The organism is Acidithrix sp. C25, assembly GCF_904848545.2.
In genome coordinates, this window is the sequence record NZ_CAJHCI020000002.1 from 353,631 (window position 1) to 372,678 (window position 19,048).

Sequence of the window (19,048 nt, forward strand, 5' to 3'; positions counted from 1 at the left end):
GCTAATTTGCTTTATGCTACTCTAAGGCGTTAAAAACCTAAAACACCAAAGTTCACTACGGCACGGCACTTTGCGACCTGCCTAGCAGATTAATAAAACTGGAGTACGTTAAAGACAATGTCGTCCCGATTGGAACTAGAGCTAACCAGTAAGAGGCCAGATGAAACCTGGACCTGGAGAAAAGCCGGGGCTAAAGAGCCTAAGGGAGTACTTTCAGGGTCATTACTTTACGAAGGAGCCAAAGTTGGCGATGTCGTAAAGGCTGAAGTAAATTTCGAAATCGATGGTATATACGTTGAGTCCGTGCATGCGCCCCAAAAGCGCGAGGAATCACGTAATAATATTATCGAGATCGTGCCCAAGCCCATTAGCACCTTCACCACGATCGAGCGAGCAAAACAATCTCGCTCTAAGGATAAGCCCCGCGGCCGAAAAGAAGAAGGTGGAGCTAGTACGGGCGAAGCTAAACCTAGAGGCGAGAGGCGAGAACGTCGTGATGGCGCGGACTCTAAGCCGCGAGAAAAGCGAGAATTCAAACCACGTTCCAACGACGACCGTCGTCCTGCCACAGAGGGCGCAGATGATGCCCAAAAGACAGGAAGTCGGCAACCACGTGGCGATGGCGCGAATCGCAAGCGCAACGAATCACCTAGGACCCCGAACAATCGACCGGCCCCAGTTCGCTTTGCGCGATTGACTCCCCAGAGTCACCACAGAAACGCTTTCCTTGCAGAGGTGCCTGAGGAGCAAAAGTCAATTGCAGAACAGCTAATGGCCGGCGGATTACCTGCTGTTAGAACAGCTATAGCAACCCAAAACCAAGAGCTTGCCAAAGAGTCTAAGCCTCCTATGCCATCGGATCCAATTCTCGCAATCGCAGAATCGCTTCTACCTGCATATGAGCGAGCATCTTGGCGAGATCGTGCTGAAGCCGCTCTAGCAATCGCCGACAATATCTCCATTCGCGATATCAAGACAGTAGTTTCATTCGGCGAACGAGTGGCTAAAGCCGAAGAGCTCGTCGAATTGCTCGGTCGACTAAAGGTACTACTTAAAGCTCGAACTGAAAAGCTTGAGTCAGAATGGGTAGCCCAAATAGAAGAAGCACTTACAGAGAACAAGAGCATCAAGGCTGTACGTGCCTCAACAAGAGCCCCTGACGTTAACTCTAAATTGCCAGAGGAACTCCTAAACCGCCTCTCTGAGGCCGCAAGCCAGACCTTGAGCCCGGCTTCATCACCGGACCACTGGAGCGCCATGCTAAGCGCCCTTGAGACGTCGCCGATTAGAAAGCTCGTTGTTCCAAGTGGCCTTCCGGAAAACTCACCAGTTGAACTACAGGCCCTCGCACAGCAGATGAGTGGCCGCATACCTCACCTAGCTGAACTCCTTGGAATAAAGATGCCTCCGCCTCCACGTCCCCGACGCAAAATTGGAGACCCAGTTGAAGCGCAAGCTCCAGTTGAAGCGCAAGCTCCAGTTGAAGCGCAAGCTCCAGTTGAAGCGCAAGCTCCAGTTGAAGCGCAAGCTCCAGTTGAAGCGCAAGCTCCAGTTGAAGCGCAAGCTCCAGTTGAAGCGCAAGCTCCAGTTGAAGCGCAAGCTCCAGTTGAAGCGCAAGCTCCAGTTGAAGCGCAAGCTCCAGTTGAAGCGCAAGCTCCAGTTGAAGCGCAAGCTCCAGTTGAGTAACTTACAAGTCTGACTAGAACAAGCAAAAGTACCCCCGTTCAAACGAAAGTTAGGATGGGGGTACTTTTTTATTTCAAAGATCCCGAACCACGGAGATACGACACTGAACGACGGAGTACGTCGCCCGCGCCCTAACAATCAGGGAAACAGTGTCAATCTGGCGAAAAATCACAAACAAAGTCGCACAACTGAGATTTGGCCAAAGTATAAAGGGCAAAAAAGATAGGATCGAGTTGTTGATCATATCGAAGATCACTGACTAAGAATGTGAGAATAAATGGCGACCGGTACATCATCAACGGCTGTCGAGCAAATGATGCTTGACGAACACATTATGGCAATTGCAATAAATAGACCAGAAGCTCGAAACGCCATAAACGGAGCAGTTGCCCAAGGAATAGAGGCTGCGATAGACAACTACGAAGCCAACGAAGATGCATGGGTGGCAATTCTCTATGGCAATGGAACCAACTTCTCGGCTGGGGCCGACCTCAAAGAGATTGCGAGCGGCAATGCTAGTGCTCTAGCAACATCTCGTGGCGGATTCGCCGGCATCGTCCGTCGGGATCGAAAAAAGCCTCTCATAGCGGCTGTGCACGGCTCTGCCCTAGCGGGAGGATGCGAGATCGCACTAAGCGCCGATCTAATAGTTGCCACAAAATCAGCCAAATTTGGGGTACCAGAGGTAAAGCGATCCCTAGCAGCGGCAGCTGGGGGACTTTTTAGATTGCCAAAGGTCCTACCTAGAAACCTAGCATTAGAGATGATACTCACAGGGGATCCCATCTCTGCAATCGACGCTCACCTGCACGGAATGGTCAATGTGATCACCGAAGACGACCAACTGCTTATAGATGCCACTGCCTTAGCCAAGCGAATTGCAACAAATGCCCCACTTGCGGTTAGAGAGTCGCTCCATATCGCAAAGAGAGCTCTAAGCCTGTCTGAAGATGAGCTATTTTCATTGAGCGCCATGGCTATGAGCACCCTATCACAGACAAATGACTTTCGAGAAGGGCCCAGAGCGTTCATTGAAAAGAGAGAACCCAAATGGACTGGCTCATAAGTCCACTTTAGGCTCAGATAATTTATGCCTCTCGTGTCATCCTCAGGCCATCCGCTTTGAACCCAGCTCGTTCTAAAGCACTCTTAGAGGAACGAGCTCCGGGAGAGACAAAGCTGTGAATCGATAAAGTTCCGCAACCCAATGCCACTGCAACGATCTCATTGAGAAGTTTGGATCCATAACCTTGGTTGCGGAACTTGCTATCGACAAAGACTATAAACTCTCCACTTTGACCATCAATAATCAACGAAGCAAACCCAACTAAATCAATCCCACATCGTCCAATCAGAAGCTTCCGATCGTCAGATCTACTCAAATCTGGAAAAAACGAAGGGTAAAATCGATCAAAAGCTTGCCTTGCCAGTTCTTGACCACCGCGATATTTCGAAACCTCATGGACCAGAGCACTAATACAAGTGAGGCCAAAATCCCGCTCTCTTGGTGAAAATGGCTCGACCGAAAGGCTTTTTCCTATGACCAAAACTCCTTGCGACAACAAATTAGCTGACGACTGCAAAATCCGTTTTCGTTACGGCTGTTCTCCTAGCAGCTTTTGAGCCCTAGCTACTATGGTCTTTCGCCCTCGATGTTCTGTCTCAAAACGAACCACCAGATCCAGCTCAGAAGGGCTCAGCAGGTCAAATCTTGCGACTATTTGATTCGCCGATAAAGTCTGATAGTTAGGAATTATGACATCGATCTCGCCATTGGAGACGTCAGCAACATTGACATCATTTACCGATGCTAAAGGTCGTGACTTAGCATCTAGGTCACCAGCACCACTCTCATCTGATTCTGTCAAATCCGCCAAAACCGTTGTCTTCTCGCTGGCCTCCGCCTCGACTGTCGTTGTTCTATCAGGCTCAGAAGAAGGAACATCTGAATAAAAACCACCATCGTTAGAAGTCGACGATGAACCACCCGGAGTGGAATCATTACCCAGTATGAACCTCGCTAGATCGCCCCAAGGTTCAGGCAGCACCGAAGTAATTCCATCCGTCACAGAACGTCGGATATCTTCAACTTGGGTCTTTACCTTATTGCCCGTATAGTCGACGGCCATCTTTCCCATGAATTTGGCTACCATAGTACGCGACTCTACGATAGAGCGACCATTTTCAACGGCCTTTGGCAATGATTCCGCCACTGATGTTATTATTCCAACTGGGGCATATACGAGGTAGTCGAGAACCTTAGCAATATCTTCTTCTTGCACCGTGACATCAATTCCTTATTTCTTGGTAGAAAACCACCAATAATCATTACAAAATCTTACACACAGTCGCGGCAATAAGTATGTTCCTTATCAGCTAGCTGGGTAAGTTTCTTCACCAAAAAACAACTTTGGCATACAAACTCGTCGGGTTGCCTCGGTAAAACCGTGAGCGCGATATCTGATCTATCGTCGGAATCATCGTCGTCATAGTCCTCGTCGTCTGAATCAACGACCACGAGACGTTCTTTTAGAATGTCATCGAGACTAGCCTCTACCTCTTCTTCAATCTCTTCATCGTCATCGGATTCATCATCTACATCTGAATCCGGGAGGTCAGCATCGTCGTCGTCATCGACCAAAATATCGTCTGGTTCGAGTTCTTCCTCTTCCAACTCATCGACATCAAGCTCTTCTAGATCTTCCAAATCGTCAGGATCGTCGAGAATCTCTTCATCGTCGAACTCCACATCGTCTAGTCCCTCGTCAAATTCGTCGTCTAATTCGTCATCTAATTCAAGATCGTCGCTCAAACCCGCATCATCGTCGGGCTCTTCAAATTCGACTGCCTTCTTCCGAGCCATAAATTGTCCTTTCAATAACTTTATAAAATGTCACAGAGATCATCAACGTCATCCCTATGACCAAAAAAATACCCAAACCGGCCTGAATCGCTTGCAAATATAAATACTTCGCATAGTGGATCAAGATTAATACAGATTTTGTTCCCGAAAGAATCTAGTAACTTGGAAGCGGTTATTATGCCTGTTATGTCGATTAGTGACTATATCGATCTTTCCGCCTTGTCAATCTCACGCTTTATCGAATCCCTACGACCCAAAGAACCATCGCTCAAATCAACATGTAACATAGATGATGATATTCGTTGATGGCGCGCTACTTTCGAAATTGCCTTAAAAAGAAGTTGAGCAACCTCTCTATAGCTCTCATGTCCCTGTGGTTGGGATCGCAATTCAATCAAATGCATCAATTCGCGAGCATTTGCCTCAATTTGAAAGCGCACTCGATATGCCATCGGCACAAGATACGCACTTATGTCACTCCCATATCTTTCATCAATCCTGGCATGTAGCTCCAAAGGCGCTTCAAGCGCCTTTTGGTACCTAACCTTCTCTTTTGTCTTGAGTCGGCTAGAAGCATAGCTGCCAAGATCCATTGTCAAGGTTTGCCAGGAGATGTTGAGCATCCGGTGACGCTGAAGGTCGCGAAAGGCACCGTAATCGGTCTCTATCTCAAATAGATAACGACTACGCTCAAAGGCTCTCGAAGGGCGATGGCGTCGGTTCAATCGTTCACCTATGTACCCTTCAAACAAGTGGTCTAGCTCTATTGCTGTAATCGAATCGAGATAGCGATCTATTTGAGCGGCTGACAACTGAGTCATCTCAAAGAGTATTCCACTGGCAACTCGGCGCTCCCCGTCTGTGTCAAAAGAGATAAGGCGGACGCGACATCCCAACTCTCCCGTCAAACAATCATCATCTTCTAGAGGATCGCTGTTGGTCGCTCCTTTAAGTTCCCTTCTGGTGGAGATGTGGCGTGTATCTGAAAGATACTTTACCCACGGATCCCGCCGATCATTGCGATCAAGTCGAGAGACCAAAGAAGGAATCTGCGAATATAGCTGTCTTTGAAGCGACGCTCCAAGTCTTTGTATCTCCATTAGCGGATGCGCCAATAGGTGAAGGGTCAACGCCTCAAACGCCTGCGCAGAGCCGTAGACGCCAACGTTTGACTTGGTTGAAGCAGGTAAAAGACCTCGCGTAGCATCCAGTGCCGCAGCTCTTAGTGTAGCCCTTTGCAATGGCGAGTCCTCACTAGAGGTTGCGCCATCTTGAAGCAACCTAGCCATGACCTCCTTGGACAATGCGGCATACTCCACAAAAAGCTCATCCATGGCATTTGAAAAGGCCAAGGGGTCGTCGCCTTGTAACTCGGGTGGGGTGTAGTAGCGAAATTTCCCATTGGAATCGAGGAGGTCGTATGGTATGTAGCGAGTCGATTGTTCAAGATATGACATCAACCTGGGGCGCTCAAGCACCTTAGTGGCAATGTTAGATATGTTCTCAAAGGAAAAATGAATCGATCCAAGTTGAGCCACCGAATCATCCCCATAGTCGGCCAAAACTCGAGAAAAAAGGCCCTGGGCCCTAGCTACCCCCTGTCTGGATTGGTCGCTAACCATTTCATTATCATAAAACTCATCCAAAAACAGGCGGCGAATCGACTTTGGAGAACGAGAATATCTGGCAAACAAAGCTGCCTTGGTAACTTCGGGGAGGTTCGTTATCGAAAAGACGTCCTCTTCGATACTGGAAAAGTAACCGCTGAGGATCTCTTTTTCAATTTCAGTAAATTCTTCGGTCATTGCCCAATACATTAGGAGCACTTGAGGGAAATGGCTTCAATAATGTCTATCCAATAGCGGTATTTTAAGATCCCAAAGGAAAATTCATCCGCTCTGGCAGTGTTTGGCAAACCCTATTCGTCAATTGGTATAACTCTTTAGCTGGGGCCGAAAAGGCAAATTGGCCAAAAAAAGCGCTAGCGTGCAACCTTAGTACAATGTCACCGCTGAACTCTGATGGAAGCCTCCACGACACCTCGACACAAAAGGCGATTCAATGACGACAGGTTCAAAGCTACCTGCGGATCGTCCACCACCGAGGCTAACTGGCGCGCTAAATCGATAATCTGCTTCATGAATCGAACGAAGTCTCCACCAGGGACTCCATGATCGCCTATGACGCTGGCGAGGTCTCTGCCTCGAGCCCAAGCGCCGGCGTAAACCATAAATCCGGACTCGACTGATTTGGTTGGAGGAATTCTAAGGCGGGACTCCTCGCGATTTAGTTCCGCCCTAATATCGCACACCAAATTAAATCTCTTTTCAAGTTCACGAGACGGGAAACGATCCGACCCTGGAGCTGAAGTACGCGGCTCATAGACAAAGACCGACAGAAGAGATGCAAGCTCAACTGAATCTAACCCCGCAAAGACTCCATTATCATAGGCAAGAGCGATCAACAGATCAGATTCATGAAAGAGACCAGCTAGACGCTCGCCCTTTGTTGTAAGTTCCCAGTCAACAACAAAATTGTGAGTCGTGAGCACCTCAAGGACTCGATCAAACTGCCTAGCCAAGGACTCTGTATTGGACTTAACGCTCTGTCTGAGCTCCCCAGTTGTGAGTTGAATCCGCCGGAGCCGCTTTATCGCGGCTATATGTCTCGTAAAGTCTGGACAACGTCGAAGCTTATCCCGAAGTTCGTTCATCTCATCTTCATTTGCCTCCTCGAGCTCTCTTTGACCAGTGCGACGCTGGAGCAATGGCTCTACCAACAAACAGTCGGCTATTGGCATATCCCTTAAATGGTCAGCTACAAGATGAAGATAGTCATGGTCCTTGGGATCGTACTGGACCTCTACCTCGATGCGACCAACGACCTTAGGAATAAAATCGATCGTATTGGGCCGCAGAAGGTACTTCTGACCACTTGTACTGATCGCCCACGCGCTAATTCGCCCGCCCTTTTTCTTCGAGCTAGAGACGATAGCCAATCGTGTTGGAAAATGAGACTCTCCCTCGCTGGGTGCTATGATGACATCTCCCGGTCTTAACCTAGAGAGATGGAGGTGGATCAAGCGCTCTGGAGGAGGCGCAACGCCAACCTTTGGAGCCCGATCCTTCTTCTTCACCGAATCATATATAGCCTCAACGTCACCCAATTCACACGACGCCGCCTCTAGCAACTCATCTTCTTGGCTTCTAAGCTTGGCCAATCGCGCCTCTAAACGCACTATCTCTGCGTTAGATCTAAATTGTGCAAATGAAAGATTCAACAAGTTGTGCGCAATCTCGGGCTCGAAACTCTTCACCAAATTAGCGGCCATATTGTAAGTGGGTCGAAAAGATGAAGTAAGGGGATAGCTGCTTGTCAGCATCAAATGAGAGACTTGATCGAAGCTTACAAATGGAGACCAAAGCGAAAGGCAATAACCTATCTCGTCGATTCCGCGACGTCCTGCTCGCCCTGAAAGCTGTGTATATTCACCCGGAGTAAGAAGCTCATGAGTCTCGCCGTTGAACTTGTTTAACTTTTCAATCACAACGGTCCGAGCTGGCATATTGATCCCCAAGGAAAGGGTCTCGGTCGCAAAGACAACTTTCACTAGCGCTCTTGAAAAGCACTCTTCAACTGCCTCTTTTAGTGGCGGGACCATCCCCGCATGGTGCGCCGCTATACCGGACTCTAAACCAGCCATAAAGGTCGAAAACCCTAAAGCTTCCAGATCTTCCGATGAAAGATTAGTAATAGACCTATCGACGATTGCACGAATCTCGCTTCGCTCTGCCGGGGTCGTCAAACGTACCGAAGCACGCACCAACTGCTCAACGGCTGCTTCACAGCCTTGTCGTGAAAAGATGAAGAAGACAGCGGGAACCATCGATTCATCCTTCAAGAACTCGACCACCTCAAGGCGTCGTGGAACGCCGCTTCGTCTCAGCGGCCTCTTTCGAACGATAAGCCCTTGAGAGCGAGGATCGTCATAGCGTGAGCAATCTGGGTTAGGGCGACCATCTACTATTGCCTCCATAATGTTTAGGCCATTGAATCGATCTTCGGCAACTCCGTAGAGATGCACCAACTCAACGGGACGCTTCGTCTCAACCACCACATCTGTAGGGCCTCGAACGGTTCTAATCCAATCACCAAACTCCTCGGAGTTGGAGACTGTTGCCGATAGACAAACCAAAGAGACCGACTCAGGGAGGTGAATAATCACCTCTTCCCAAACCGCACCGCGATAAGGGTTCTGCAGATAATGGACTTCGTCCATAACCACATATGCCAATCGGCCCAGATCGGCATTACCCTCATAGAGCATGTTCCTAAGTACTTCCGTCGTCATAACCACAACTTCAGCATCTGGATTTACAACGTTATCCCCCGTTAGAAGGCCGACCCGATCGGGACCATAGAGAGTTATGAACTCATAAAACTTTTGATTTGACAGTGCCTTTAGAGGAGTCGTATAAAAGACTCTCAGACCCAGCGAGAGAGAGCGATCAACGGCATATTGAGCCACCAGCGTCTTTCCACTTCCCGTAGGAGCAGCAACCAGTATCGAACGATCCATGTCGATCGCTGCAAAAGCCTTCAGCTGGAAAGGATCCGGCATCAATCCTGTTCGTTCGATAAACGATTTGTAACTAGGAGTAGTGAGCAATGGGGGCTATTTCGTCAGTTGATTAAAGCTTTGATACAACTGATCTTATGGCAAATTCTAAAAAGAAAACCACCTTAGCTAGGTATTTCACAATTAGCTAGCCTTGATCTCTTTTTTCTCGCGAACCAAAACTCTTCCAATCAGGATCGCCACCTCATAAAAGACCACCAAAGGGATCGCTAGAGCAAACAGTGAAAACGGATCAGAGCTAGGAATCACAACAGCTGCCACTGTAACGATTATTACAATTGCCCATCGTCTAACCGAGGCTAGCTTCTTTGGGGTAACAACTCGAGCAAGTTCAAGAGCCACAAGTAATACCGGAAACTCAAATGAAGCCCCAAAGGCCGCCATGAGCAAGAATATCAGGTTCAAATAGCTTGAAGGCGTGTAGATCTGCTTGAGCTGTTTCCCACCGGCTGCCTGCAGAAAGGCTAAGGCGTGCGGAAAGATAAAGTAAGCAACATATGCACCGCTAACAAAGAGAATCAAAGACGCTAGGACAAATGGAACCGCATATTGCTTTTCCTTTTTTCGAAGGCCCGGCGTAATGAAACGCCATAGTTGCCACAAAATTACCGGCAATGCAAGAAAGACTCCGCCATATCCTGCAATCTTAATTCTCAGCGCAAAGCCATCCAAGGGACCCGTCACATAAAGCGAACATGAGGATACTCCTGATACGTGACAGTAAGGCTGGGTAAAGAAATTTAACGTTTGGTTATAGAAGATATAAGAGATCACCGATCCAACCAATATCGCAAGTGCAATCTTGGTCATTCGCGATCTAAGCTCCGCCAAATGCTCAAAGATGCTCATCGAGCCATCTTTATCACCTTTGTGTTTGAGCGATATTCTAGGTACCTTTATATTCTTCAAATTCGAGACCAACTGCTAGTTTAGGAAACTTCTTAGTTCCAATAGGGATCTGCGTTGAATCCTAGATGATCCACGCCTTCAATTGGGCTCCATGGACGTAAAGTCGCATCGGCACTCCAGCTTAACGACAAATTAGCCCCACCAGACGTATTAGCGCCTTGGGGGTCGACGTTAGATTCCTCTTGGGTGATCGAGTTGGTCCCAAACATAGATGCTGCATGCGCTTGTGAAGGCGCCACTGCGGACGTAGTCAATAGTGAAGCTGCAGCACCTAGAGGTCCTTTGAGAGACATGGCTGAACCTAGCGGTCCTTTGATTGAACCAATAGAGGAGTCCACAAAGGATGAGATAGGGCCTACACTCTCGGTAATGGTACTTAGAGCACCATTCATCTCGGTCTGAATGCGCCCACGAACCTTCTGAAACTCATTCCAGTACTTTCCAATTTGGCGCATTGCGACAGGAAGTTTGTCGGGTCCAAGGACTATCAAAGCAACAGTTGCAATAATCAACAACTTTGTCGGATCTAAGTTGAACATATCAACCAAGATACTCTGTTATTGGTGACAACGTTGAGCGTATTCTAAAGATAAGTGATGATAGGTCACATTAAGAACTCCCACCTTAGAATACTCACCTGGAACCGACAAGAAACTACTCTTCTTTAGTAGACCCCTTCTCTATAAGTCGATCCAGCCAACCATCATTTGAAATCTGATAGTGAAAGTCCATCAGCTCGTCATAAGAGATTGGTTCGCCTTGATGGTCCTCTTCGAGTTCCATCGGCATTCTCCAAAAACTCATGGTCACACCCGACGACAATAAAATATCTACAACAGCCTTCTCAGCAGGCTTGGAAACCCTATAGCGGCAACTAGGACACCTAAAATTGTAGGAGGCCTGCCCATCTGTTGAACAAACCATAACTTTGATGTCTGCTAGCGTCAATTCGACATCACCACAGGTCGGACAGCTAGCCTTAATTAAAGGCATCGCGACTCCCTTCGCAAATTTGCATCCATACAAATAACCTAACAACGTGACTAATTTTTTTACGTTGCTAACCTTGGTTATCGACCGCGAAGATTAAAAAGTTGAGGAGAACGTTAGGTGAACCGCTCAAGCTAAAAGCATGTCAATTGAGACTCAGTCATCGACTACAGAATTGCGATTCGGTTAAAGGGATAGTATCTCAAAACTACCTGCCCCACGAATAGCGAACCGGGAACTGGACCAAAAAATCGAGAGTCGTACGAATTTCCACGGTTATCTCCCATCATGAAATAGTCACCGGGCGGAATTTTAGTCGGCGGAAGATTGTAAGTGAAATCCCCCTTGGGTAGATAAGGTTCACTGAGCCTCGTGCCATTTATATAAACGTGTCCATGTGAGGCAGAGATCGTCTCACCCGGCAAGCCAACTACCCTTTTCACCAGATCTTTGATCGTCGGGTCGACCTTGTCTGCAGCTGGACGAACGAAGACGACCATGTCGCCTCTCTTGACGCCAAACAAGGCAAAATTTACCTTTGACACAACAATTCGATCATTTATCATAAGAGTTGGTATCATCGACCCAGATGGAATATAGAAAGATTGAAAGACAAATAACCGAATTAAAATCGCAAAAGTGATCGAAAGTCCAAATGCTATTAAATTCGGGCGTAACCATCGTCTTGGCTTATCCGAACGAGCTAATTTAGCAGCATTCTTACCGGCTTCATTTGGATCAGACAAAGTTTCTCCTCGGACCTCGGAATTCGGCAAAAATACACCAACAATTCCGATTTAGCTTACAAATCGAACAAAAGAGCTTACAAACTCTCAATCAGCTTATCTACCCTATCGTCTTCAGATCGAAATGGGTCTTTAAGCAGTACCGTCCGTTGCGCTTGATCGTTCAATTTAAGGTGAACCCAGTCGACAGTAAAGTCGCGGCGCTTCTCATTTGCACGCTTTATGAATTCCCCACGAAGCTTGGCACGCGTCGTTGAAGGAGGGGTCTCCACCGCTGCTTCAATAGCCTCATCGCTAACCATTCGCTCGACAAAACCACGCTTTTGCAGCTTGTAAAAGACTCCACGATCTCTTGATACGTCGTGGTACTGAAGGTCGATAAGTGAGATCTGCGGATGGCCCAGCGTCACATCATTACGGGCCATAAACGCCTCAAGTAGATTGTATTTAATAACCCAATCACATTCGCGGCCAAGCCTAAATGGGTCGATGGCTATATTCTCTAACACATAGATCCACATATCGAGGGCTTTGGACTCCTGATCGGGCAATCCTTGCAGATCACGATATTTGACTGCGCGTTCACAATATTCATTCTGAATCTCAAGTGCGCTTAGCTCGCGCCCATTGACTAGACGGATCTTCCTGGTGCAGGTGAGGTCGTGCGAGATCTCACGAATGGCACGAATTGGATTTTCAATTGACAGATCACGCAACACCACGCCGGAATCCTCAAGCATTCTCAACAAAACCGTAGTCGTTCCGACTTTGAGAAAGTTTGTATATTCACTCATATTGGAGTCGCCGACGATTACATGCAGGCGTCGATACTTCTCGGCATCCGCATGTGGCTCATCTCGAGAGTTGATTATCGGTCGCGAACGGGTCGTTGCAGAAGATACGCCCTCCCAAATATGCTCAGCCCTCTGTGAAATCGAATAAACCGGCCCTCGAGCGGTTTGGAGGACCTTACCCGAACCAGCAAAGATCTGACGAGTCACAAAAAATGGAATGAGGATATCCGAATATTTTGAAAAATCATCGGTCCTAGTGGTCAAATAGTTCTCATGACAACCATATGAGTTTCCGGCCGAGTCGGTATTATTTTTGAATAAATAGACGACGCCCCGAATGCCCTCTTCTCGCATTCGAGCCTCAGCCGAAAAAACCAATCCTTCTAAGATCTTTTCGCCTGCTTTGTCGTGTGCCACCAAGTCATAGAGCGAATCACACTCAGGCGTGGCATATTCAGGGTGTGAGCCTACATCGAGGTAGAGTCTGGCGCCATTTCCTAAAAATACATTCGAGCTTCTGCCCCAAGAGACGACCCTTCTAAAGAGATATCGGGCCACCTCGTCCGGACTGAGGCGGCGCTGACCACGCAACGTGCAGGTAACCCCGTATTCATTTTCAAGGCCAAAGATTCTCTTTTCAAGTGTCAAAGCATTCTCTCCATATACATCTTTGACCCAAAACGCCGTTCGAACCAAGATCTCCAATAATTTTAAATTCGCCATGGTCGTTTCTGGCCAGTGAAGCGTCGATAGGGTCACCTAGCCGCCTAGACCTAGAGGGAAAAGTATTTCCCTCTAGGTCCCTATCATACCTTCATCGAAAAATTCACTCCTCGAGCAATTCACTCAATTCGCTTCCAATGATGCGCCTAAAAGTACGGCGACCATTCTTGTCCTGTAATACTGCAACCTCAAGATCATGGGCCCCAAGCTTTCGTTCTGGACCACCTAAGGCTAAGATGGCCGAGGCTAGGGTACCTTTTAGGGAGTCCGAGGCGTCGTAAGTCTCGCCAAAGCGAGTCGCAATTGCATCCGATTCGCCTCCTAGAACCGTAAAACGATCTTCGTCCATTACCGTACCGTCGTAGAGAATATGGAACAATTGCGACCGAAAGTTCTTCCTTCCGAGTTCAGCGACGAGTATCTCAACTTCAAGGGGTTTCATCTCATGGGTAAAGACTTGACCTAGATAAGAGGCATAAAGATTGGCAAGCGACCGAGCATCTACATCATCCCTCGAATAGGCATAGCCTTTGGTATCAGCGTGACGAATCCCTGCGACTCTAAGTTGGTCAAATTCATTGTATTTACCAACGCCGGCGAAAGCTATGCGATCATAGATCTCCGAGACCTTGTGCAAGGACTTAGATGGGTTCTCAGCACAAAGAAGTATCTCATTTTGAAAGATCGCACAAATAAGTGAGCGGCCACGAGCAATTCCCTTTCGAGCGTAGTCTGCTCGATCCTTCATTACCTGTTCAGGTGCTACGTAATACGGCATACTCATTATTGGCCGCCTCCAATCCCTCTACGATTTCCAAATACTTCTACCGCGATTGCACCGATCTCTTCATCACTAGCGGCTTCAAAGCCCGCACTAGTGATAGTTGCAACAACTGGGAAGATCTTCCTTGCCAGGTCGGGACCGCCAGTTGCTGAATCCTCTTCGGCTGCTTCAGTCAAAGCCGAGATAGCAAGTTCGAGCGCACCTTGGCGAGAGAGTGGAACGTCTTCCCTCAGACCGGCCTTGATAGTGCCCTTTGCGTCCCTACCACCCGAACCGGTCGTCTGAAATGCAACTTCTTCATAACGCCCACCTGTAATGTCGTAGGCAAAGATTCTCCCGATCCCACGGATCTGATCCCATCCAGCAAAGAGTGGGACAACGGCGAGACCCTGCATTGCCATGGGCAAATTAGCTCGGATCATCTGTCCTAACTGGTTTGCCTTACCCTCAAGGGAGAGCACGACACCCTCGACCTTTTCGTAATGTTCCAGCTGGGTTTGAAAAAGTCGGACCATTTCAATAGCCGGACCCGCTGCACCTGCTATGGCCACTCCTGAGTAGCGATCAGCCGCAAATACCTTCTCGATCCTACGATGTGCAATAAAATTACCCTCAGTGGCTCTACGGTCTCCCGCCATTACCACCCCATCGGAAAACTTAAATGCAACAATTGTTGTGCCGTGAGGAACGCTAAGTTGACCATTGGAAGTGCTCAAAGAAGAAGCAATGCCTCCACTGTCAAATGGAGACAGACCTGCTCTATCGAGCGTCATCAAAAAATTCGGACCTGGGTCCTCTGTTGGACGAAAAATCGGCAAACTCACCGTAACTCTCTCCTATCCACTTCTACCTGAAACGGACTCTAACCATTACCTTATTACCCTACGGCAGTGATCAACAATTCCGAACACTTCCAAGGCAGCTCTTAGGCCGTTCAAGCAAATTCACTTTGGTGCAATTTCCCTATTGAATTGCTAAAACTTCATTGGAATTCTACAACCCTCCAGTCGCCCGAAGTGGATCAAAATTCGCCTGCACTTTTTCATTTAGGCCATTTAGGTCATTTAGGTCAATGGCACTAAAGCGTCAAAGCACAACCAGGCAATGCGCTGGTGCAACGAAAGATTGCATCTAAAAGAACTAGCAGCTCCATAAATTTAAACCAATGGGAGCGCAATCCCCTCCGTAAGGGAGGGGTCAAGCGACCCCATCCTTTCTTGGTCTCCCTGATTTACCTCTTGGGAGTTTCTGCTTTTCTATGTACTTCTTTACTTTCTCTAATGGGGCTCCACCACAAGACACTATCGACCATGAGGGTGACCAGAAGTGGTTCCCCCACAAAGCATCTCGGACTTCCGGCCAGTTCTTTGGCTTGCTCTCATGGCTGCGAGCGTCTTCATCAACATCACCAGCCTTGATAAAGCAACTTTAGCTGCGTTGGTTATCGACAGGTGAGCATGATCACCGTCTATCTCAAAAGCATCGGAGATGGAATCAAAACGAGTACACACTTCAATGAGAGCGGATTTGATCTCGTTACTTACTCTGTTCGTCATCACATAACGGCGATATTTAGGAACCAGTACAATGTGGGCATGAAATTGATATAGACCACATGCCTCGGGTTACGCTAATCATCGATCACGAACTTCGGGTGAGCACTTCTTTACTCTTGCCATAATGATGACTCCTTAACCCAAGACTTGGAGTCTCCAAGATTTCCGGGGCGTATCAAAAAGATAGCTCCGCCACCCACCGTCATATATAGCAATCCAAAGACACCGACAAACCAGCCATAGGCCGATCCGCCCAAGCGCGAGCTCCACTGGCATGCATATCCAACTAGTGGAATCCGAATGCCCAGTTCAGCCACCACTCCTGCAACTAAAAGTTGTCCGACTCCAACCACCAACCACTCCCAAATGCTTGCTGGTCCAAAGTTATTTAGGGCGTCGCCATAGGCGAGAAAAATTCCCGTCCTAATCGAAATAATCGAAGACGAGACTCCAAAAAGAGTAAAAAAACGAAGAGACCGACTCAAATCCTGGACATAGCCAAATCTAGCCATTTCATCGCTTGTATCGCTTTTCGTGGTCGGCTTGATCCGACGCCGATCTCGACTAACAATCAAAACGCACCCGGTGAGTGTCAAGATAGTTGGCACATTTGCTTAGTTGGATCTTGGCGATCTATCTGGTCCTTTAATTCACGATTCCAGATGTAGATAGTTGTCTTTGGTATCTGGACTTGTTTAGCCAAATCGGCGATTGCACCTCTGGGTGCATTGGGATCTGACAACAGCTCCCTCAGCCTCTTGACAACAGCTTCTTTTTGATCCTTTGGATAAGGCTTCATCGTGTTCGATCAAAGTTCTCGCCCTGCATGGTTGGTATTCTATTCGAATAGATGCCAACTCCCTTGACACCTAGGGCTATGGAGCAATTGCACTTAGCTTATCTCAAGCCGGTGACAAAAGAAGTGTTCACAGCATTCTTGCTCAAGTGTCTACCCATAGCCGCTTGAACGTAACGATGTTAGATGATAACAAACGTCTACATAACCTTCGTATCTCCTCTACTCCAAACTCTACCCAAAAAGAGATCTACTCTATTCTTGGAGTAGTAGATACCCTAGCTCGAACCAAGAAGGTGATTGCTCAACTGTAGTGCCCAAATCCAGACACCAATATGGTCATGACCTGGGCTTTCATGGGGTGGTTGTCGAGTGGCGGGGAGGAACTTCCCCTCCCCGCTCTCACAGAACCGTGCGTGAACCTCTCAATTCACACGGCTCCTAGCGAACCGACTTTTGGTATTACCCCAAATGACCAGTGAGCCCAAAGATTGGGTTCACGTTCGGCTATTTGAGATAGGTATTTCCAAGCATTTGCTCGTATGCTAAGTCGCCTGTACTTTTTGCGTGCCCATCTAATCAAATAGATATTGATACGTCGGAGGAGTTGGCCTAATCTGGATTTGTAGAAGCGTCCATAGTAGTTGATCCAGCCTAAGATCACCGGGTTGTAAAGCCTGGCGAGTTCGGCTATGGTTTGGCCTGTTTGGAGGTGAATACGAAACCGCCTAAGTTCTCTGCCCATTTCTTCTACCGCTTTATCTGAAGCCGCTGGCAGGAAGTTGTTAAACTGCTGCTTGAACTTATTGCGGGCGTAGCGTGGTGCAAAGGTAAATCCTAGAAAGTCAAAGCGTATTTGTTCGAACTCTCCTTTACGGTTGGAGTCCTTACAATAGACGATTTTGGTCTTTTGTGGATGTAACTCCAACTTGACCTGCGTCATTCTCTGACCTATAGCCTCTAGGATCTCTTCGGCTCGTTTCTTTGTTTCCACATGTACCAAAAGGTCATCCGCGTATCGTTCAAACGGGGCATAGGGTAAGTTCTTTACCATCCATTTGTCAAAAGCGTAATGTAAGAACAGATTCGCCAAAATCGGAGAAATCACCCCGCCTTGGGGTAATCCTTGCTCTCGATCTATTAGTTGTCCATCTTTGTTTTGCATTGGAGCTTTCAACCAACGTTTGATGTAGAGAATTATCCATGGCTCTGATACGTGCATAGAGACAGCTTTTAGCAGCAGTTCATGATCTATTGTGTCCAAGAAGGCCTTGATATCTAGATCAATGACCCAATCGTACTTCCAACATCTCTTGCGTGCTTTTTCAATGGCATCATGGGCTGAGCGATTCGGCCTGTAACCATAGGAGTCTTCGTGGAAGACCTCTTCCAATCTTGGCTCTATGTAGGCTTTAGCTACCCCTTGGGCGATGCGATCTTTGACGGTTGGAATACCTAGGATTCTTTTACCGCCATCTGACTTGTCTATCTCGACATATCTAGTTGCCGCTGGAAAATAACTTCCAGAAGCCATTCGATTCCAGAGTTGGTAGAGATTGTTCTTTAGATCCATCTCAAAGACTGAGATGGACTGCTTATCAATCCCTGGTGCTCCTCGATTGGCTTTTGCCTCTTTGTATGCTTTAAGTACGACGTACTTGTCTTTTGTCAAAAGCTTTTTCTTGTCGTGGTCTTGACATTTGATCCCTCCCCCTCAACTTTTACCTTGAGAAGTTGTTCATTTGCATTTCCTGTTCACTCCATCCCCTTGGCTCCATCCTCATTACAAGGACTTCGTAGCTACTACGGGATGGTCCGCCCCCAATCCATAGGCATTTGGTACTTTCCCTCTTGTTGATCTGCAACTTGTAGGTTTTTCCTCATCTTTGGGCTTAGCCCATGTGGGCTTAGCCAAGAACGTCTAGGACTGGGTTCTCATGTTCCACATAAACGCCTGATGTTAAGCTCACGCCACCTACACGCCGGATGCCCAAGGAGCACTAATTGGGTTAGTCTCCAAGTTGTCCCGAAAGTTCGACGTCCCTCGGTTTCGACATCATCCATACCAATTTCGAACGCTTCGTCAGTGGTTTGTTTTCACTCGTCTTCTTAACTCATACCTGAAAGAGTCATTGCTCTAACTTTTTTAGTACCGCTTTGGACAACAGTCTTTAGCTAATGCCCCGTGCCATTATCGATAAGGTGGTTTGGAATCTCCTCCCAAAAGGCGATCCCGGAGGGCCTACCTCCATCATCTATGTAGCATTGCAGTGTGATTGTTATCAGCTTCTACATGATTTACAACCTCTTTCATTCATGACGCACGCCGAAAGTAGGGATAGGCCAAGTTCAAATTGTTCCCAAATGGTGATGAATCGATAGCCTCTAGGGTAATGTGACAGTGAAGGGTAGCTTCTGCTGCAAGTAGAGTCTCGGCACCAAAACAAAAACCGATATCAAAATCGACTATAGGCTCTTCAATTTTCTTAATCGTCCAAAGAGATTGCCAGCTAGCAGGCCCAAATCAGATAAACCGAACCTGCTAAATCCGCCATAATTATG

19 protein-coding genes and 1 pseudogene are annotated in these 19,048 nt (G+C 47.6%); 3 read left to right on the forward strand and 17 right to left on the reverse strand.

The features are described from left to right. The first annotated feature begins 117 nt into the window (after positions 1 to 117). Together ACIDITHRIX25_RS94755 and ACIDITHRIX25_RS94760 are read left to right on the forward strand one after the other, a co-directional pair. Entirely contained in the window at positions 118 to 1,686 is a 1,569-nt protein-coding gene (locus tag ACIDITHRIX25_RS94755) for a hypothetical protein (protein ID WP_201733110.1), read from the forward strand. Between the two features lie 277 nt (positions 1,687 to 1,963). Then, positions 1,964 to 2,752 carry a crotonase/enoyl-CoA hydratase family protein gene (locus tag ACIDITHRIX25_RS94760; protein ID WP_200891192.1) on the forward strand — a complete coding sequence of 263 codons (789 nt, stop codon included), beginning with the start codon at positions 1,964 to 1,966 and terminating at the stop codon, positions 2,750 to 2,752. A 22-nt stretch (positions 2,753 to 2,774) separates the two neighbouring features. Here the strand turns inward: ACIDITHRIX25_RS94760 and ACIDITHRIX25_RS94765 are convergent, their stop codons facing one another. The 16 genes and pseudogenes from ACIDITHRIX25_RS94765 to ACIDITHRIX25_RS94840 form a co-directional block, all read right to left on the reverse strand. Further along, positions 2,775 to 3,233, reverse strand: a complete 459-nt coding sequence (locus ACIDITHRIX25_RS94765; protein ID WP_201733111.1) for a GNAT family N-acetyltransferase — start codon at positions 3,231 to 3,233, stop codon at positions 2,775 to 2,777. Positions 3,234 to 3,281: 48 nt separating this feature from the next. Next, positions 3,282 to 3,968 carry a hypothetical protein gene (locus ACIDITHRIX25_RS94770; RefSeq protein WP_201733112.1) on the reverse strand — a complete coding sequence of 229 codons (687 nt, stop codon included), beginning with the start codon at positions 3,966 to 3,968 and terminating at the stop codon, positions 3,282 to 3,284. 56 nt (positions 3,969 to 4,024) lie between these two features. Next, entirely contained in the window at positions 4,025 to 4,549 is a 525-nt protein-coding gene (locus ACIDITHRIX25_RS94775) for a DUF4193 family protein (RefSeq protein WP_201733113.1), read from the reverse strand. A 200-nt stretch (positions 4,550 to 4,749) separates the two neighbouring features. After that, positions 4,750 to 6,354, reverse strand: coding sequence for an FAD-dependent thymidylate synthase (locus ACIDITHRIX25_RS94780; protein ID WP_160291737.1), 1,605 nt, complete (start codon positions 6,352 to 6,354; stop codon positions 4,750 to 4,752). 200 nt (positions 6,355 to 6,554) lie between these two features. Next, complete coding sequence (locus ACIDITHRIX25_RS94785) at positions 6,555 to 9,170, reverse strand: DEAD/DEAH box helicase (protein ID WP_201733114.1); 2,616 nt, start codon at positions 9,168 to 9,170, stop codon at positions 6,555 to 6,557. 141 nt (positions 9,171 to 9,311) lie between these two features. Beyond that, positions 9,312 to 10,037 (reverse strand): twin-arginine translocase subunit TatC, encoded by a 726-nt coding sequence (gene tatC / locus ACIDITHRIX25_RS94790; protein WP_152625874.1) that lies wholly within the window; start codon positions 10,035 to 10,037, stop codon positions 9,312 to 9,314. A 92-nt stretch (positions 10,038 to 10,129) separates the two neighbouring features. Further along, positions 10,130 to 10,636 carry a Sec-independent protein translocase subunit TatA/TatB gene (locus ACIDITHRIX25_RS94795; protein WP_201733115.1) on the reverse strand — a complete coding sequence of 169 codons (507 nt, stop codon included), beginning with the start codon at positions 10,634 to 10,636 and terminating at the stop codon, positions 10,130 to 10,132. Positions 10,637 to 10,751: 115 nt separating this feature from the next. Further along, positions 10,752 to 11,090, reverse strand: a complete 339-nt coding sequence (locus ACIDITHRIX25_RS94800; RefSeq protein WP_201733116.1) for a hypothetical protein — start codon at positions 11,088 to 11,090, stop codon at positions 10,752 to 10,754. Between the two features lie 164 nt (positions 11,091 to 11,254). After that, positions 11,255 to 11,833 (reverse strand): signal peptidase I, encoded by a 579-nt coding sequence (lepB, locus tag ACIDITHRIX25_RS94805; RefSeq protein ID WP_052604799.1) that lies wholly within the window; start codon positions 11,831 to 11,833, stop codon positions 11,255 to 11,257. A 77-nt stretch (positions 11,834 to 11,910) separates the two neighbouring features. Further along, positions 11,911 to 13,386: a Pup--protein ligase gene (gene pafA, locus ACIDITHRIX25_RS94810; protein ID WP_235347624.1), complete on the reverse strand. Its 1,476-nt coding sequence runs from the start codon at positions 13,384 to 13,386 to the stop codon at positions 11,911 to 11,913. A gap of 67 nt (positions 13,387 to 13,453) precedes the next feature. Next, positions 13,454 to 14,134 (reverse strand): proteasome subunit alpha, encoded by a 681-nt coding sequence (prcA, locus tag ACIDITHRIX25_RS94815; RefSeq protein WP_052604800.1) that lies wholly within the window; start codon positions 14,132 to 14,134, stop codon positions 13,454 to 13,456. Beyond that, a complete protein-coding gene (prcB, locus tag ACIDITHRIX25_RS94820) occupies positions 14,134 to 14,958 on the reverse strand; it encodes a proteasome subunit beta (RefSeq protein ID WP_249685730.1) in 825 nt (274 codons plus the stop codon). The genes prcA and prcB overlap by 1 nt, the downstream gene beginning before the upstream one ends. 373 nt (positions 14,959 to 15,331) lie before the next feature. Next, positions 15,332 to 15,436 (reverse strand): hypothetical protein, encoded by a 105-nt coding sequence (locus ACIDITHRIX25_RS94825; protein ID WP_502756216.1) that lies wholly within the window; start codon positions 15,434 to 15,436, stop codon positions 15,332 to 15,334. Further along, a pseudogene (tnpA, locus tag ACIDITHRIX25_RS94830) lies at positions 15,436 to 15,732 on the reverse strand (IS200/IS605 family transposase); the annotation flags it as partial. The pseudogene tnpA and the gene ACIDITHRIX25_RS94825, both read right to left, overlap by 1 nt. Before the next feature lie 68 nt (positions 15,733 to 15,800). Beyond that, the gene (locus tag ACIDITHRIX25_RS94835; RefSeq protein WP_201733117.1) at positions 15,801 to 16,202 is read right to left on the reverse strand and encodes an APC family permease; all 402 of its coding nucleotides are present in this window, start codon (positions 16,200 to 16,202) and stop codon (positions 15,801 to 15,803) included. Between the two features lie 80 nt (positions 16,203 to 16,282). Next, positions 16,283 to 16,489 carry a hypothetical protein gene (locus ACIDITHRIX25_RS94840; RefSeq protein WP_052604805.1) on the reverse strand — a complete coding sequence of 69 codons (207 nt, stop codon included), beginning with the start codon at positions 16,487 to 16,489 and terminating at the stop codon, positions 16,283 to 16,285. Between the two features lie 146 nt (positions 16,490 to 16,635). Between ACIDITHRIX25_RS94840 and ACIDITHRIX25_RS94845 the strand changes: the two genes are divergently transcribed. Next, positions 16,636 to 16,800 (forward strand): hypothetical protein, encoded by a 165-nt coding sequence (locus ACIDITHRIX25_RS94845; RefSeq protein ID WP_160291738.1) that lies wholly within the window; start codon positions 16,636 to 16,638, stop codon positions 16,798 to 16,800. 116 nt (positions 16,801 to 16,916) lie between these two features. On the opposite strand, the gene ltrA is transcribed toward ACIDITHRIX25_RS94845, so the two are convergent. Then, positions 16,917 to 18,158 carry a group II intron reverse transcriptase/maturase gene (gene ltrA, locus ACIDITHRIX25_RS94850; RefSeq protein WP_201733118.1) on the reverse strand — a complete coding sequence of 414 codons (1,242 nt, stop codon included), beginning with the start codon at positions 18,156 to 18,158 and terminating at the stop codon, positions 16,917 to 16,919. Between the last annotated feature and the right edge of the window lie 890 nt (positions 18,159 to 19,048).

What these genes read in the sequence shown, in the direction of transcription:
- ACIDITHRIX25_RS94780 (WP_160291737.1), bottom strand. Translation starts at nt 6,354, where the DNA reads ATGACCGAAGAATTTACTGAAATTGAAAAAGAGATCCTCAGCGGTTAC.
- ACIDITHRIX25_RS94785 (WP_201733114.1), bottom strand. Translation starts at nt 9,170, where the DNA reads ATGCCGGATCCTTTCCAGCTGAAGGCTTTTGCAGCGATCGACATGGAT.
- tatC (WP_152625874.1), bottom strand. Translation starts at nt 10,037, where the DNA reads ATGAGCATCTTTGAGCATTTGGCGGAGCTTAGATCGCGAATGACCAAG.
- ACIDITHRIX25_RS94755 (WP_201733110.1), top strand. Translation starts at nt 118, where the DNA reads ATGTCGTCCCGATTGGAACTAGAGCTAACCAGTAAGAGGCCAGATGAA.
- prcA (WP_052604800.1), bottom strand. Translation starts at nt 14,134, where the DNA reads ATGAGTATGCCGTATTACGTAGCACCTGAACAGGTAATGAAGGATCGA.
- ACIDITHRIX25_RS94795 (WP_201733115.1), bottom strand. Translation starts at nt 10,636, where the DNA reads ATGTTCAACTTAGATCCGACAAAGTTGTTGATTATTGCAACTGTTGCT.
- ACIDITHRIX25_RS94835 (WP_201733117.1), bottom strand. Translation starts at nt 16,202, where the DNA reads ATGGCTAGATTTGGCTATGTCCAGGATTTGAGTCGGTCTCTTCGTTTT.
- ACIDITHRIX25_RS94760 (WP_200891192.1), top strand. Translation starts at nt 1,964, where the DNA reads ATGGCGACCGGTACATCATCAACGGCTGTCGAGCAAATGATGCTTGAC.
- ACIDITHRIX25_RS94775 (WP_201733113.1), bottom strand. Translation starts at nt 4,549, where the DNA reads ATGGCTCGGAAGAAGGCAGTCGAATTTGAAGAGCCCGACGATGATGCG.
- ACIDITHRIX25_RS94800 (WP_201733116.1), bottom strand. Translation starts at nt 11,090, where the DNA reads ATGCCTTTAATTAAGGCTAGCTGTCCGACCTGTGGTGATGTCGAATTG.
- ACIDITHRIX25_RS94840 (WP_052604805.1), bottom strand. Translation starts at nt 16,489, where the DNA reads ATGAAGCCTTATCCAAAGGATCAAAAAGAAGCTGTTGTCAAGAGGCTG.